We start from the raw sequence: 15,003 nt of genomic DNA, 5'->3' as shown, positions 1-15,003 counted from the left end.
CTGACACAGCACATGCGGAGCAATAGCAACAGTAAAACCCAAAAATAACATTCTTAAAACAATGGCAAACTTAAGATTTGAGGTTGTGGCAGAGGCTTTCAAGAAGAAACCACAGGAAACAGTCACACCCGCCGAACGCCCGTCGGAGTATTTCGGAAAATACGTGTTCAACCGCGCCAAGATGTATAAGTATCTTCCGTGCGACGTTTATGAACAGCTCATCGACGTAATGGACAACGGCACAAGGCTCGACCGTTCCATTGCCGATGCGGTAGCCAAGGGCATGAAGCAATGGGCTGTGGAGAACGGAGTGACGCACTACACCCACTGGTTCCAGCCTCTCACGGAAGGCACGGCGGAGAAACACGACGCCTTCATCGAGCACGACGGCAAGGGCGGAATGATAGAGGAGTTCTCCGGCAAACTGCTTATGCAGCAGGAACCTGACGCAAGCTCGTTCCCGAGCGGGGGCATACGCAACACCTTCGAGGCACGCGGCTACTCGGCATGGGACCCCACCTCGCCCGTATTCATCATCGATGACACGCTCTGTATTCCCACTATCTTCATATCATACACAGGAGAGGCACTCGACTACAAGGCTCCGCTGCTGCGCGCTCTCCATGCCGTGGGCACGGCGGCACAGGCTGTCTGCCAGTATTTCTATCCCGACGTGCGCAAGGTTTCATGCAATCTGGGATGGGAACAGGAGTATTTCCTCGTGGACGAAGGTCTTTATTCCGCACGTCCCGACCTGCTGCTTACCGGACGCACGCTCATGGGTCACGACTCCGCAAAGAACCAGCAGATGGACGACCACTACTTCGGAACCATTCCGGAACGTGTCCAGGCTTTCATGAAAGACCTCGAAGTGCAGGCTCTTGAGCTTGGCATTCCGTGCAAGACCCGCCACAACGAGGTGGCGCCAAACCAGTTTGAGCTTGCTCCGATATACGAGGAGTGCAACCTTGCGGTAGACCATAACATGCTGCTCATGTCTCTCATGAAGAAGGTTGCGCGCCGGCACAGCTTCAGGGTGTTGCTCCACGAGAAGCCGTATGCGGGCATCAACGGCTCGGGAAAGCACAACAACTGGAGCCTCACCACCGACACGGGCATACTGCTCCACGCTCCGGGAAAGACGCCAGAGGACAACCTGCGCTTCCTGGTGTTCATCGTGGAGACGCTCATGGCTGTCTACCGCCACAACGGACTGCTCAAGGCAAGCATCATGAGTGCCACAAACGCCCACCGTCTGGGAGCCAACGAGGCACCGCCTGCCATCATCTCGTCGTTCCTCGGACACCAGCTCAGCCAACTGCTCGAACACATCGAGAACGCCGACAAGGAGACACTGCTCAACGTGGCGGGCAAACAGGGACTGAAGCTCGACATACCTGAGATACCCGAACTGCTCATCGACAACACCGACCGCAACCGTACGTCGCCATTCGCGTTCACCGGCAACCGCTTCGAATTCCGCGCTGTGGGCTCTGAGGCAAACTGTGCCAGTGCGATGATTGTGCTCAACTCGGCTGTGGCTGAGGCTCTCAACAGCTTCAAGCAGCGCGTGGACGCGCTCATAGCGGGGGGAGAGGACAAGATGAGTGCCATCATAGACGTGATCAGAGACGACGTGAAGACATGCAAGCCGATAATATTCGAGGGCAACGGATACTGCGACGAGTGGAAGAGGGAAGCCGAAAGCAGGGGACTCGACTGCGAGACTTCATGCCCCGTGGTGTTCGACCGCTACCTCGACGAGGAAAGCATCGGCATGTTCGAGAAGCTCAACGTGATGAACCGCAAGGAGCTGATGGCACGCAACGAGGTGAAGTGGGAGACCTACACCAAGCGCATCCAGATTGAGGCAAGGGTGATGGGAGACCTCACGATGAACCATATCATACCCGTATGTACGCACTATCAGAGTCAGCTGGCAAAGAACGTGCAGAGCATGTACGACATATTCCCTGCCAACAAGGCTGATGAGCTGACGTCGAGAAACAAGAAGATAATAGAGGAAATAGCACAGCGCACGCAGATAATAGAGACCGGCGTTGAGGAACTCGTAGAGGCGCGCAAGGTGGCGAACAGGATAGAGAGCTGCCGCGAGAAGGCTATCGCCTATCACGACACCGTGGCTCCGAAGCTCGAGTTCATACGCCGCCACATCGACAAGCTCGAGCTCATCGTGTCGGACGAGCTGTGGACCTTGCCGAAATACCGTGAGCTGCTGTTCATAAAATAACCTTCAGACTAAATAAGAATATCATACGTCCGACGCTTTCCGCGGCTGCAATAGCTGTGGAGAGCGTTTTTTGTGTGCCTGTGTTGCTGTGGACTCAACGGGAGACGCAAGATTTTGCGTCTCCACAGGACTGCCGCAATTATAATATAAGGTGAAAGTCACAGGTTCATTATGATGCCTGTAAAAAGTAGAGACGCAAAATCTTGCGTCTCCCGAGCAACAAACTCAATGTCTATCAGCATATTCCCGTCAATAAAAATTGGACTGACCTAATCGTGAGACGCAAGATTTTGCGTCTCTACAAGGCTGCCGCCATTGTAATGTAAGGTGAAAGTCTCGGGTTCATTATGATGCCTGTAAAAAGTAGAGACGCAAAATCTTGCGTCTCCCGAGCAACAAACTCAATGTCTATCAGCACATTCCTGTCAATATATATTGCACTTACCTTCTCGTGAGACGCAAAATCTTGCGTCTCTACAAGGCTGCCGCCATTGTAATATAAGGTGAATGCCTCAGGCTCACTACGGTTGCCTGCCCAAAGTAGAGACGCAAAATCTTGCGTCTCACAATGAGGTAAGTCCTTTGCCGTCAATGCATTGTTGCATGCGTGTGTTGCTATCGTCTCCTCGTGAGACGCAAAATCTTGCGTCTCTACTTTTGGCAGGCTGCGGTATGAGACGGGTATACATGTTCTCTGTGCGCAATACCAACGAACCCGTATATTTGTCCAACCTCAACTCCGCGAGAACCGTTTATTTGCGGCTGGGCGTCTGTCCGGACGCATTTGGCGCAGTATTTTGCGATTCGGATAATATATTGTAAACCAATGACATACACATTCTTACCATTTATAAAAGCCTTTTCAACATTGCAGGAAAGGCTTTTCCGTCCTGCGGGAAAGCCCGTTTCGCAGTACGGAAAAGGCATTTTGACGGTGCGGAAAAGCCTTTTCGGAGCTGTCGGTGAGCCTTTCCGGTGACACGTCTGCCGCAAAACGGGCTTTCTGTAACAGTAAAACCGTGAAATGGAGGAACGGATGAGGCTGTGCGATACACTTTTCAGCGTTATCCGAAATCTCTTTCGCCGTTTTCTTTTGTCAAAAAAAAATACCAACGGACTCAATGATATCTTGCTCTCAAATTGCCTGTCCCAGCCTGTTTTATTCAAAAACAGTGCCAACGAACGTAATGATATCTTGCTCTCAAATTGCCTGTCGCAGCATGTTTTATTCAAAAACAGTGCCAGTGAGTGCAATGAAAGCATGCTTTCAAATTGCCGAGTGCAGCCTGTTTTATTTAAAAACAGTGCCAGTGAGTGCAATGAAAGCATGCTTTCAAATTGCCGAGTGCAGCCTGTTTTATTTAAAGACAGTGCCAGTGAGTGCAATGAAAGCATGCTTTCAAATTGCCGAGTGCAGCCTGTTTTATTTAAAAACAGTCAATGCGAAACCGCGTTTTCATGTATTCCGCACCGTTTTTCCTGTCGTGCGACGGTGTCACGCCAAAAAGCGCGGTGACAATTTGCTGTAATGCCGTTGAATTTATATATTTGCAACATAATAACGCTTCTGCAATATGCAGGCGACATAATCACAAAACCATTTACATACAGACATGTCACAGATAAAGAACATCGTATTCGACTTCGGAGGCGTGCTCGTCGACTGGAACAGCCGCTACTACTATCGCGGATACTTCAACGACGACAGCCGTATGGAGTATTTCCTCGCAAACATATGCACCGACGAGTGGAATCTTGAGAACGACCGGGGACGCAGCTACGCCGAGGGCGTGGCACAGCTCACTGCCCTTCATCCCGAGTTCAGGGAGGCTATAGAGATGTTTCCGGTGCATTGGGGAGAGATGCTACGGGGAGAGAAGCCGGAGAGCGTGGCGTTGCTGCGCAGTCTGAAGGACGAAGGCTACCGGCTGTACGGTCTCACCAACTGGTCGGCTGAGAACATACACGTGGCTTTCGAGCGGTTCGACTTCCTCTCGCTCCTTGAAGGCACCGTGGTGTCGGGCATAGAGAAGGAGGTGAAACCCGAGCCTCAGATATACCGCATACTGCTCGACCGCTATTCGCTGAAGCCGGAGCAGACAGTCTTCATCGACGACAAGGAGGCGAATGTGGAGACGGCGCGCAGGCTGGGAATGCACGGAATAGTGTTCACCGGAGCGGAGGACACGCGCCGGCAGCTCGACAGCATCATCGCCGGTGCGCGTCAGTGAGGAGTTTATTTCCGTATTTCACGATTTTGATGTAACTTTGCCAAAAATTCCATAACATGCAGAAAGTTGTGAAAGCACTGTGCGATGCGCTCACGCTTGCCGTAAAGCCGATAGGCGCCAACGCCTCGTTCTTCTTTTTCATGTACGCGCTCGGATGCGTAAGTTCGTGGGCGGTGTTGCCCGACAGTAAGGGTGCCAAGGTTTACGACAATCTTTATCTCGAACTGCTGCTCGACACTTACGCCCTGTGCATAGTGCTCGCGCTGCTGCCGCTTGCCGTAAGGCGGTGGGCGAGAGGACTGCTCTATGTGGCACTTTACACCACGTCGCTCGTCGACGTATACTGCTTTGTGAAGTTCCAGTCCACGCTCACGCCCTCGATGCTCATGCTCGTCGGCGAGACCGACACGCGCGAGGCGGGCGAGTTTCTGCGCTCGTGCGTGTCGCCGGGAGTCATCACAAGCAGCGTGGGATGGGTGCTCGCGCTCATCATCCTGCATGTGCTCACTGCCCTGCGCCTGAAGTTCCCCCACATCATCCCGCACCGCACGGAGCAACGCCTGCGCGAGGCGGGCAGGAGGATAGCCGCGTTCGCGTCGGAGGCTTACGTAAGGGCTGCCGCCGGACTTGCCGTCGTGATAATGGTGGTGTGGGCTACCGTCGTGTCGGCGGACAACAAACAGGCTACATGGAAGCTCATGAGCGGCACCAACATAGGCGAGGTGGAGCACACGCTCACGGAGAAAGACCACGCCCAGCTATATCTTCCAGCCTACCGGCTTGTGTTCAGCGTGTATGCCAACTCGCTCGCGGCAAAGCAGATAGACAGGCTCATAGCAGGCATAAACGACGTCAGGGTGGACAGCTGCTCGTACAGCAGCCCCACCATTGTGCTCATTATCGGCGAGAGCTACAGCCGCCACCACTCGGCGATGTACGGCTATCCCATGCCCACGACGCCCCGTCAGCAGAGGCTCGAGAGGCAGGGACGCCTCGTGAAGTTCACCGATGTGGTGTCGCCCCACAACCTCACGAGCTTCGTGTTCAAGAGTGTTTTCTCCACGCGCGTGGAGGGGCAGAAGGGCGAGTGGTGCGACTATCCGCTCTTCACAGAGGTGTTCCGCAAGGCAGGATACCACGTGACGTTCCTCACAAACCAGTTTCTGCCGAAGGCGCATGAGGCGGTATACGACTTCAGCGGCGGCTTCTTCCTCAACAACCCTACGCTCAGTGAGGCGCAGTTTGACACGCGCAACGACCGCCTGCACACCTATGACGAGGGTCTGCTCGACGACTACGACAGGCTGAAAGGGCAGGGAGGAGACCACAACCTGGTGATTTTCCATCTCATAGGACAGCACGTGAGCTACCGCCAGCGCAGTCCTAAAGACCGCAAACTGTTCAAGGGCGACGACTACAAGGAGCTCAAGCCCAACCTCAACGCAAGGGAGAGACGCATCCTTTCCGACTATGACAACGCAGTGCTATACAACGACTCCGTGGTGGACAGGATTGTAGACCGCTTCCGCAACGACGACGCGGTGGTGATATACATGCCCGACCACGGCGAGGAATGCTACGAGGGCGACATGCACTTCTTCTGCCGCATGCACTCGGCTGAGATAGACGCGCGGCTCGCGCACGCCGAGTTCGACATCCCGTTCTGGATATGGTGCTCGTCAAGATACGCGCGCAGGCGTCCGGAAGTGCTCAGGGCAATGAGGGCGGCACGCGACAGACGGTTCATGACCGACGCCCTGCCGCATCTGCTCATGGGGCTCGCAGGCATCTCGGCGCCATGCTACGAGCCGCGCTACGACCTGCTGTCGCCCGACTACGACGAGACCCGCCCGAGGCTGCTGAAGGGAGTCACCGACTACGACAGGCTTGAGGGAATATGAGAAGACAGGCATGGCGCGCCGCCGCATACAGCGCACAGCCCGCATGCCGATACATAACACCACACAGGATATGCTTAAAATAAACAACAACCAACTGCTTTCGCGCACCGAGTGCTCGACTCTCAGGGCAATGGCTATTGCGGGCATAGTGCTCCACAACTACTGCCACTGGCTGGGATTCGCCGTGAAGGAGAATGAATATACGTTCGACAAAGACCGCAGCATGGCACTGATGCGGGCACTGCTCGAGCCCGACATCAACCTGCCTGTGCACCTGCTGTCGTTCTTCGGACACTACGGCGTGCCGGTGTTCCTCTTTCTCAGTGCCTACGGACTGGTGGCTAAATATGAGCACACGCCGCATGTGCCCGTGCCGGACAGGATGACGTTCATGCGGACACACTTCCGCAAGCTGTTCGACATGATGATTGTGGGCTTCGCCATATTCATCATGGTCGACGCCATAACGCCGGGCGCGCACCGCTATGCCGTGCCCGACATCATCGGACAGCTGCTCATGCTCAACAACCTTATGCCCTCTCCCGACAAGGTGATATGGCCCGGTCCGTACTGGTTTTTCGGTCTTATGCTGCAGGTCTATGCCGTTTACATACTGCTGCTGAGGCGCGGAGGATGGCTGTCGGCGGTGGCGGTGGTTGTCGTGTGCTGGGGTTTGCAGGTGGTATGCGACCCTCAGGGGGAGACGCTCAACCGTCTGCGATACAACTTCATAGGCAGTATGCTGCCTTTCTGCGCCGGACTTCTCTATGCCAGATACTGCGTTCATATGCCGCGTCGGATATGGGCATTGATCACGTTTCTGTCTTATTTGAGTGTGATACTCTGCGGAATGAATTTCCACTTGTGGCTGTGGGCACCGCTGTATGTGTGTCTTGCCGCCGTGGGTACGGTGAAGCTCATGCCCGTCTATCTCTGTATAAAGCTCTCGCATCTGGGCAAGCTCTCCGCCGCACTTTTCGTGATACATCCCGTGGCGCGCAAGATATTCATCGGCATAAGCCGCCGCGGCGACGTCTATGCCGGACTTCTGCTCTACATCATTGCCTGCGTGGCTCTGGCATGGGCTACAAGGCTTATAATAAACAAAATGAAGAAAGGCTGACACACCGTCTACGGCGTGCGGCTTAAAGATATATCCTGAATATGAACACAGGCAAGAACGGCGGATTAAAGACAGCCGGAAAGGACGGAGGGGGCATTCCTCTTGCAGACATAAGCCGCTTCAGGGGCGAGCTGATGGGACTGGCTATGCTCTTCATCATACTGTTCCACGTGTGGGTGAGACGCGATGACCCGTTCTACGGACTGCACCGTTGCGGCAATGTGGGGGTGGACATGTTTCTCTTCCTCAGCGGAGTGGGACTGTGGTTCGCATGGACGCGCCATCCGGACACGAGGCTCTTCTACGCCAGAAGGTTCGCGCGCATTTTCCCCGCATGGCTCGTCATGGCATGCCTTTTCTATGTTCCCGACTTCCTCGGAAGCGGTCGCTACAGCAGCAGCCTGGGCGACCTGATAGGCGACGTGACCTTGAACCTCGGATTCTGGGAACACGACGAACTGACGTTCTGGTACATCCCGGCAATCATGGCTCTCTATATCGCCGCACCGCCCTACATGTGGCTCGTCTCCAGACTGCCGGTATACCGCTGGCTGCCGGTGCTGATGGTGGTGTGGTGTGTGGCGGTGCAGTGGGTGGGACCGCTTCACTCGGCTGTCGGTCACATAGAGATATTCTGGAGCAGGGTGCCGGTTTTCTTCCTCGGCATCAACGCCGGACAGCTCGTAATGGAACGGCGGTGCCTTCAGAAAGGCTCCATGCCGCTGCTGCTCGTGACGTTCGGCATGACGTTCGGCACGTGTCTGTATCTCGAACAGGAGCTGCACGGCAGGTTCCCGCTGTTCGTCGAGCGTATGATATACATCCCGCTCACCTTCACCACGGTGCTGCTGCTCGTCAGGATGCTGCGCCGCACGCCCGGATGGATGAACGCCGCGCTGCGCACGGTGGGCGCGCTGAGTCTGGAATGCTATCTCATACACAGCAACTTCGTGCTTGTACACATACACCATATGCACTTGGGCTACTGGCAGACATTCCTTCTCACCACGGCGATAACCGTTCCGGCGGCATGGCTGCTGCAGCGCATGGTGTCGCCGGTGGTGCGCATGCTTACTCCGGCAAAGGGCGGACAGCACACGTGAACAATGAATACACCTATTTATATATATGAAAGATATACTGAAACTCATACGTCCGCAGCAATGGATAAAGAACCTGTTTGTCTTTATTCCTATGTTCTTCAGCAGCGAACTGTTCAACACCGGCGTGTTCGTCAACACTCTCATAATGTTCGTGGCGTTCGGATTCACGGCTTCGTCCATCTACTGCTACAACGACATAGTGGACGCCGACGACGACCGCAACCATCCTGAGAAATGCCACAGACCCATAGCCGCCGGAAAGGTTTCGGTGGGGACGGCATACAGGATAATGGCTGTGATGTTCGTGCTGAGCGTCGGCACCGCGCTCTTCCTGCCTGCGCCGCTGATGCCTTCGGCGATGGCTGTGCTGCTGTTCTATTATGTGATGAACCTCGCTTACTGCTCGCGGCTGAAACAGTATGCCATCATCGACGTGTGCATCATCGCCTTCGGGTTCGTGCTGCGTATCCTTGCGGGAGGCATAGTGGGCGAGATTGTGCTGAGCAAATGGATTGTTCTCATGACGTTCCTGCTCACGCTGTTCCTCTCTTTCGCAAAGAGGCGCGACGACGTGATACGCATGAACGAGACGGGAGAGGCTCCGCGGAAGAACACCACACGCTATAACCTGACCTTCATCAATCAGGCTGTCACCATCACGGCGTCCGTTACGCTTGTGTGCTACATCATGTACACCGTGTCGCCGGAGGTGGCAAGGCAGTTCGGAACGGAGAACCTGTATCTCACGTCGGTGTTCGTGCTGCTGGGACTTCTGCGGTATATACAGATAACGGTGGTCGACAAGAGGAGCGGCGACCCTACGAAGGTGATAATGCACGACCGCTTCTCGCAGTTTGTCCTTATAGCGTGGGGACTCGCTTTCCTTGTGATGATTTATCTGTAGACACTGTACAGACGTGAGGGAATATTGAATGATGAATGGAAAAGAGACAGTACACGTATTCGACTTCGACGGCACTATAACGCGCGCCGACTCGCTCATCGCCTTCATAAGGCACGCGAAAGGCAGTCGCGCGCTCATCGGGGCACTGCTGCGCTATAGTCCGCTGCTTGTGATGATGAAGCTGCGGCTCGTCTCAGGAGGCAGTGTGAAGGAAAGACTCTTCGCACATCTGTTCGGAGGAATGCCTGTGGAGGAGTTCGACAGGTTGTGTGCCGATTTCGCCCGGAAGCGCGACGGCATACTCAGGCATGCCGCCATGAGCTGCATAGGCAATGCTCTGGAAAAGGGAGAGAGGGTGTATGTGGTGACGGCAAGCATCGGCAGATGGGTCGAGCCGTTCTTCGACGCACGCTTCGGGACAGGAAAGGTGCGCGTCATATCAACGCAGGCGGAGGTGGCCGGAGGGCTCGTCACCGGACGTTTCGCCACGCCCAACTGTTACGGAAAGGAAAAGGTGAGACGGTTGGAAGAGGTTCTTACAGGGCGCGACCGGCTCTATGTCATAGCCTATGGTGACAGCCGGGGCGACAGGGAACTCTTCGGCTATGCGGACGAACACCACTACCAGCCGTTCGGAAAATAGCCTGCGCTGACCGGGTGTCCGTGAGTCCGTTGCCCGTATGGTTTTTCATTAATGAAATGAAAAGCCATGATGTGGAGCGGGGAAAAGGCGGACATGCTGTAAGAAAGAATATAGAATAGGATAATAACAACCATGACGCGGCGGCATAATGTGCCTGACGGACTGTCATGACAATTCTGAAGCAACATCAAAAAGATGAAACTGAAAGACAACAGACTCATAAAGGCTGCCTCACGCATATTCGGACTGCGGCGCGAGGAGCGTCTTTTCGCGGCGGTAATGATGCTTATGCTCGTTGCGATGAACTCTCTTGTCATCATAAAATACTTCGACCGGTTCACTCCTCTGACTAAATACTACTGGCAGTTGTTCATCCGCAACTTCCAGATATCGGGTTTCGACCCCATCACTTATTCCGTGGTGAGCGACTGGACTGCCGGATATAATGTCTACCGACATCCTCTTCTGGCGTTCTACATGTATGTTCCGTATCTTATAAACCAGCTCCTGATGAGGCTGACCGGCATCAACTGCGCCATATTCATCGTGGCGGCGATACAGATTTTCTTCGGTTTCTACGCCATGATATTCCTCCGCCGCATAATGCGCGACATCGTCGGACTGGACGGAAACCACGCCACACTCATGACGGTGTTCTGCTTCTCGTTCGCCTTCGTGATGCTTTCGTCCATGGTGCCCGACCATTTCATCATCTCGATGATGCTCCTCCTGCTCACGCTTCACCTGTCGGGGCAGTGGATGAAAGACGGCAGACGCATGACGGCATGGCACACAATAGCGCTCTTTATGCTCACTGCCGGAACGTCGCTCAACAACGGTCTGAAGACGTTCATGTCCGCGCTGTTTGTCAACGGACGCCGTTTCTTCCGTCCTTCATACATACTTGCCGCTGTCATATTGCCTTCGGCGCTGCTCTGGACGTGCAGCCGGCTGGAGTATGACCATATAGTATGGCCGCGCGATATGGCGCGCAACGAGGCTAAAGCCAGGCTGAAGGCGAAGAAGGAAGCGGAACAGCGGCAGAAGGAAACGAGGCTTCAGAATGAGCGGAAAGCACTTGCCATGACATCGGAAAAGAACGGATCTGCCGTCGTAAAGGCTTCCACGGGCGGCGACACTGCCTCCGCGCGTGCCTCAAACGCCGTTTCCGACACCGCAAGACAGGCTCCGAAGAAAACCGCGAAGCCTAAAAAGGTGAGGCAGGGAAAGCCCATCAGCAACGGTGAGTTCATGAGATGGACCGACATATCCACCTCTCGCACAATGTCGGCTGTGGAAAACCTCTTCGGCGAATCCATTCAGCTGCACAAGGACTACCTGCTTATGGACGAGTTCAGGAAGCGTCCCATGATAGTGCATTACTCTTCGCCGCTTAACTATGTCATAGAGGCTGTCATACTGTTCCTGTTTGCCGCCGGTGTGTGGTTCGGTCGCCGGTCGCGCTTCATGTGGCTTGTCATGTCTTGTTTCATGCTCGACATGGCGTTGCACATGGGTCTCGGGTTTGGCATAAACGAGGTTTACATCATGTCGGCACACTGGATATACGCCATTCCTATAGCCACTGCGTACATCCTTACAGTCTCCGGCAGACGTGTGAGACGTGCCGCCGGTGTGACGGTGTTCCTGCTCACATGTTTCCTTCTGGGCTACAACATCACGCTCATCGCGTCTTATCTGTTGTGAGAAAACGCATTATCGGCTGCCTGAAAGTATGAAACCGGCTGCCAGAAAGCATGAAACCGGCTGCCTGAAGGCATGAAACCGGCTGACGGGAATAATGAAACAACGACTTTACGAAGATGAAAACAATATTCAAGATAAGAAAAGAGGAACGGCTGTTCGCGCTCGTTTCGATGATGGTATTCATTCTGTTCAACGGTCTTTTGATATACAGCAGGTTCGACCGGTTCACCATCGGAGCCCACGGAGGGTTCTGGACGATATTCTACAACCACCTCAACATGTCGGGATATGACGTGTTCTCGTGCATAGCGGTGTCGTGCCTGCGTGTCCATTATTCCACTTTGCGGCATCCGCTATACATCGCCCTGCTCCTGCCTCTGTACTGGCTGAACAGTTGGCTCATGGAAGTGACGGGCTTCAACTTCGCCGTTTTCTTCATCGCCTCGCTCAATGTGTTCTGCGCAACATATGCCTCCGTGTTCATGTTGCGCATACTCAACGGGCTGGCTGGTGTGTCGCGGCGCGACGCCATGCTGCTTACGGCTATGCTCTACGGTTTCGCTCATGTGCTCATAGCCACCATGGTGCCCGACCATTTCGGCATTTCCATGTTCCTTCTTGTGGCTACCATATATATAGCAGGCACCAGAATGAAGGAGCGCAAGCCCATGTCGCCGTTGCTCGCAGGCACGCTTTTCTTCCTCTCGGCGGGCATGACGCTCTCCAACGGAGTGAAGACGGGACTGGCACTTCTGTTCACCAACGGCCGCAAGGCGTTCTCGTGGCGGTATGTCACGGCGTTCGTTGTCCCCCTGCTGCTCTTCGCCGGGCTGTTCTACTGGCAGCAGCAGGCTATCATCAAGCCGCAGTCGGAGAACATAAAGAAGATAGAGGACCATCTGAAACAGAAGAATCCGAACTTCGGAGACAAGTTCAAGGCGCACGACGAGTGGGTAAGGAAGCAGAACGGAAAGGCAATGACGGAGGACATACCGTTGCTTGAGTGGAGCGACATAACCACTCCTCGCATGCGTTCTATAACAGAGAATCTCTTCGGAGAGTCTCTCCAACTCCACCGGAGCCATCTTCTTGAGGACGTGCAGCAGACCCGCCCGGTGTTCGTAAGCTACCGTTGGGCGGCAAGCTACGTCGTAGAGGCTCTCATAGTGCTGCTCTTCGCCGCCGGAATATGGTACGGCAGACACTCTCGGCTGCTGCGTCTCGTCCTGTCGTGGTTCGCCTTCGACATGACGATGCATATAGTCTTCGGGTTCGGTATAAACGAAGTGTACATCATGACTGCCCACTGGGCGTTTGTCATACCCATAGCGGCGGCTTACGTCCTTAGGAACGCCGGCACGCGGACAAGCCGTTTCGCGCGTGCGCTCACGCTGCTTCTCACCATCTGGCTGTGGTGTTACAACGGCTGGCTGATAACCGGTTATCTCGTATAAGGAATAAGACTGTAAAACAAGAAAGAAGCATCAAAGCAAGGGAGATGGGAATAAAGAAAATCAAACGGAACGCGTTGTAAAACAACGGTTTTGCGGTTGTTTGCCATTACAGCCAAACAGCAAGGAAAGGCAGGATAATGCAAGGTTTCCGCTACCAAGTCATTACCTGTCCTGCTACCAGCTTAAAGCCTGAAAAACAGCATTCCTAATGCTTGTAAACAAGCATTATACGAGTGGTAATGGCTTCAAATCCGCAGATTTAGCAGTGTCCGTTCCGTTTGCACCGTTCTGCACCATTTCCAATTCTGTCGGTCGGCAATGTATCACTAATATTGCAACCAAAAAGTTATGGCAATGAAGACAGAAATGAAAGTGCTGCTTTATATCAAACGCAGCGGACAGGACAAGAACGGGCTGTCTCCCCTCATGGGTAGAATAGCCGTCAAGGGAAAACAGAACTCCATCGCACAGTTTTCCTGCAAATTCAAGGTAAATGCCAAGTTGTGGAATGCCACGGCACAACGGTGTACGGGCAAGAGTAAAATGACGGTTATGGCAAACCGTGAGATTGAACGCACGTTGCTTCTACTCCGACAACGGTTCAACGAACTGAAGGATATTAAAGAAGTCGTTTCGGCAGAGGAAGTGAAGAACGCTTATCAAGGGCTGGCGGAAGCACAGGACACCATCATGAAACTGTTTACTGAGCATAATGAGGAATATGCTTTACGTGTGGGCGTGAACCGTTCCGCAACCAGCTATTACCATTACACGAATACTTACCGCCATCTCGCCACGTTTCTGAAAGACAAGTACCGTCTTTCAGACATGCCCGTCAAGCAGATGGATGAGAATTTCATCGAGGATTTCGATATGTATATGCGCACCGTCAAGCGTTTCATGCCCAAGACCATACTCGGACATGTAAACCGCCTGAAAAGCGTGATGATGCTTGCCGTGTTCCGTGGCATTATTCCGTTCAGCCCGTTCAAAGGTTACAGACCACAAAAGCCGGAGTTCAAGCAGATGTACCTTACGGAAGAGGAACTGGGTAAGTTTGCCAACATGACTTACGACACGCCCAACCGTAACTTCACAAGGGACATGTTCCTGTTCTCATGCTGGACGGGCATCTGTTACTGCGACATGAGGGCATTGACGGAGAAGAACCTCGTAAAAGCCGAGGACGGAAGTTTGTGGATTCACACCGAGCGTCAGAAAACAGGTACACCCGAATGTATAAGGCTGATGGAAATACCGCTCGCCATATTGGAAAAATACAAGGGCATGGATGCCGCAGGCAGGCTGCTGCCTATGCTTACGAAGGAGAGCATGAACATTCATCTGAAGAAAATGGCTGTGATGTGCGGTATCAACCGTCCGATTTCATTTCATCAAGCCAGACATACATTCGGCAGCATAATATGTCTTTCACAGGGTATTCCTATCGAAACGGTAAGTAAAATCATGGGACACAAACATATCAAGACTACACAACGGTACGCGAAAGTCACGCAGGACAAGATTGACCGTGACGTGGACAGGCTGAATGATGCCATTGGCGACAAGTTCTCCCTGTTCGGGATTGATGCAGCCCCTTCCACAATACGCAAGGATAACACCCGGCGCAGGGTCAATCCAAGTTGGAAACAAAGGGCTATTGTTAAACAAATGATGGAGGGATAA

At 53.7% G+C, this 15,003-nt stretch carries 11 protein-coding genes; all 11 read left to right on the top strand.

The window, feature by feature from the left end:
• The first annotated feature begins 61 nt into the window (after positions 1-61).
• Positions 62-2,251, top strand: a complete 2,190-nt coding sequence (locus BN4609_RS10620; RefSeq protein WP_068856654.1) for a glutamine synthetase III family protein — start codon at positions 62-64, stop codon at positions 2,249-2,251.
• A 1,253-nt stretch (positions 2,252-3,504) separates the two neighbouring features.
• Complete coding sequence (locus tag BN4609_RS17000) at positions 3,505-3,780, top strand: biotin synthase (protein ID WP_241033256.1); 276 nt, start codon at positions 3,505-3,507, stop codon at positions 3,778-3,780.
• Between the two features lie 84 nt (positions 3,781-3,864).
• Positions 3,865-4,482 carry an HAD family hydrolase gene (locus tag BN4609_RS10605; protein ID WP_068856651.1) on the top strand — a complete coding sequence of 206 codons (618 nt, stop codon included), beginning with the start codon at positions 3,865-3,867 and terminating at the stop codon, positions 4,480-4,482.
• Between the two features lie 56 nt (positions 4,483-4,538).
• Positions 4,539-6,383 carry a phosphoethanolamine transferase family protein gene (locus BN4609_RS10600; RefSeq protein WP_068856650.1) on the top strand — a complete coding sequence of 615 codons (1,845 nt, stop codon included), beginning with the start codon at positions 4,539-4,541 and terminating at the stop codon, positions 6,381-6,383.
• A complete protein-coding gene (locus BN4609_RS10595; RefSeq protein ID WP_306455828.1) occupies positions 6,370-7,506 on the top strand; it encodes an acyltransferase family protein in 1,137 nt (378 codons plus the stop codon). Before BN4609_RS10600 ends, BN4609_RS10595 begins: the two co-directional genes overlap by 14 nt.
• A 41-nt stretch (positions 7,507-7,547) precedes the next feature.
• Positions 7,548-8,609 carry an acyltransferase family protein gene (locus BN4609_RS10590; RefSeq protein WP_068856649.1) on the top strand — a complete coding sequence of 354 codons (1,062 nt, stop codon included), beginning with the start codon at positions 7,548-7,550 and terminating at the stop codon, positions 8,607-8,609.
• A 25-nt stretch (positions 8,610-8,634) separates the two neighbouring features.
• The gene (locus BN4609_RS10585; RefSeq protein ID WP_068856648.1) at positions 8,635-9,513 is read left to right on the top strand and encodes a decaprenyl-phosphate phosphoribosyltransferase; all 879 of its coding nucleotides are present in this window, start codon (positions 8,635-8,637) and stop codon (positions 9,511-9,513) included.
• Between the two features lie 28 nt (positions 9,514-9,541).
• On the top strand, positions 9,542-10,156 hold the full coding sequence (locus tag BN4609_RS10580) for an HAD family hydrolase (protein WP_306455827.1): 615 nt from the start codon (positions 9,542-9,544) through the stop codon (positions 10,154-10,156).
• 195 nt (positions 10,157-10,351) lie between these two features.
• Complete coding sequence (locus BN4609_RS10575; RefSeq protein WP_206196554.1) at positions 10,352-11,863, top strand: DUF6080 domain-containing protein; 1,512 nt, start codon at positions 10,352-10,354, stop codon at positions 11,861-11,863.
• A 116-nt stretch (positions 11,864-11,979) separates the two neighbouring features.
• Positions 11,980-13,317, top strand: coding sequence for a DUF6080 domain-containing protein (locus BN4609_RS10570; protein WP_068856647.1), 1,338 nt, complete (start codon positions 11,980-11,982; stop codon positions 13,315-13,317).
• A gap of 354 nt (positions 13,318-13,671) precedes the next feature.
• Complete coding sequence (locus tag BN4609_RS10565; protein ID WP_068856956.1) at positions 13,672-15,003, top strand: site-specific integrase; 1,332 nt, start codon at positions 13,672-13,674, stop codon at positions 15,001-15,003.

Source organism: Leyella lascolaii (assembly GCF_900079775.1).
Taxonomy (GTDB): domain Bacteria; phylum Bacteroidota; class Bacteroidia; order Bacteroidales; family Bacteroidaceae; genus Prevotella; species Prevotella lascolaii.
This window is presented reverse-complemented; position numbering and strand designations above follow the sequence as displayed.

Excerpts from the sequence above, each read along its gene's own strand:
- BN4609_RS10620 (WP_068856654.1), top strand. The coding sequence starts at position 62 with ATGGCAAACTTAAGATTTGAGGTTGTGGCAGAGGCTTTCAAGAAGAAA.
- BN4609_RS17000 (WP_241033256.1), top strand. The coding sequence starts at position 3,505 with ATGAAAGCATGCTTTCAAATTGCCGAGTGCAGCCTGTTTTATTTAAAA.
- BN4609_RS10605 (WP_068856651.1), top strand. The coding sequence starts at position 3,865 with ATGTCACAGATAAAGAACATCGTATTCGACTTCGGAGGCGTGCTCGTC.
- BN4609_RS10600 (WP_068856650.1), top strand. The coding sequence starts at position 4,539 with ATGCAGAAAGTTGTGAAAGCACTGTGCGATGCGCTCACGCTTGCCGTA.
- BN4609_RS10590 (WP_068856649.1), top strand. The coding sequence starts at position 7,548 with ATGAACACAGGCAAGAACGGCGGATTAAAGACAGCCGGAAAGGACGGA.
- BN4609_RS10585 (WP_068856648.1), top strand. The coding sequence starts at position 8,635 with ATGAAAGATATACTGAAACTCATACGTCCGCAGCAATGGATAAAGAAC.
- BN4609_RS10580 (WP_306455827.1), top strand. The coding sequence starts at position 9,542 with ATGATGAATGGAAAAGAGACAGTACACGTATTCGACTTCGACGGCACT.
- BN4609_RS10575 (WP_206196554.1), top strand. The coding sequence starts at position 10,352 with ATGAAACTGAAAGACAACAGACTCATAAAGGCTGCCTCACGCATATTC.
- BN4609_RS10570 (WP_068856647.1), top strand. The coding sequence starts at position 11,980 with ATGAAAACAATATTCAAGATAAGAAAAGAGGAACGGCTGTTCGCGCTC.
- BN4609_RS10565 (WP_068856956.1), top strand. The coding sequence starts at position 13,672 with ATGAAGACAGAAATGAAAGTGCTGCTTTATATCAAACGCAGCGGACAG.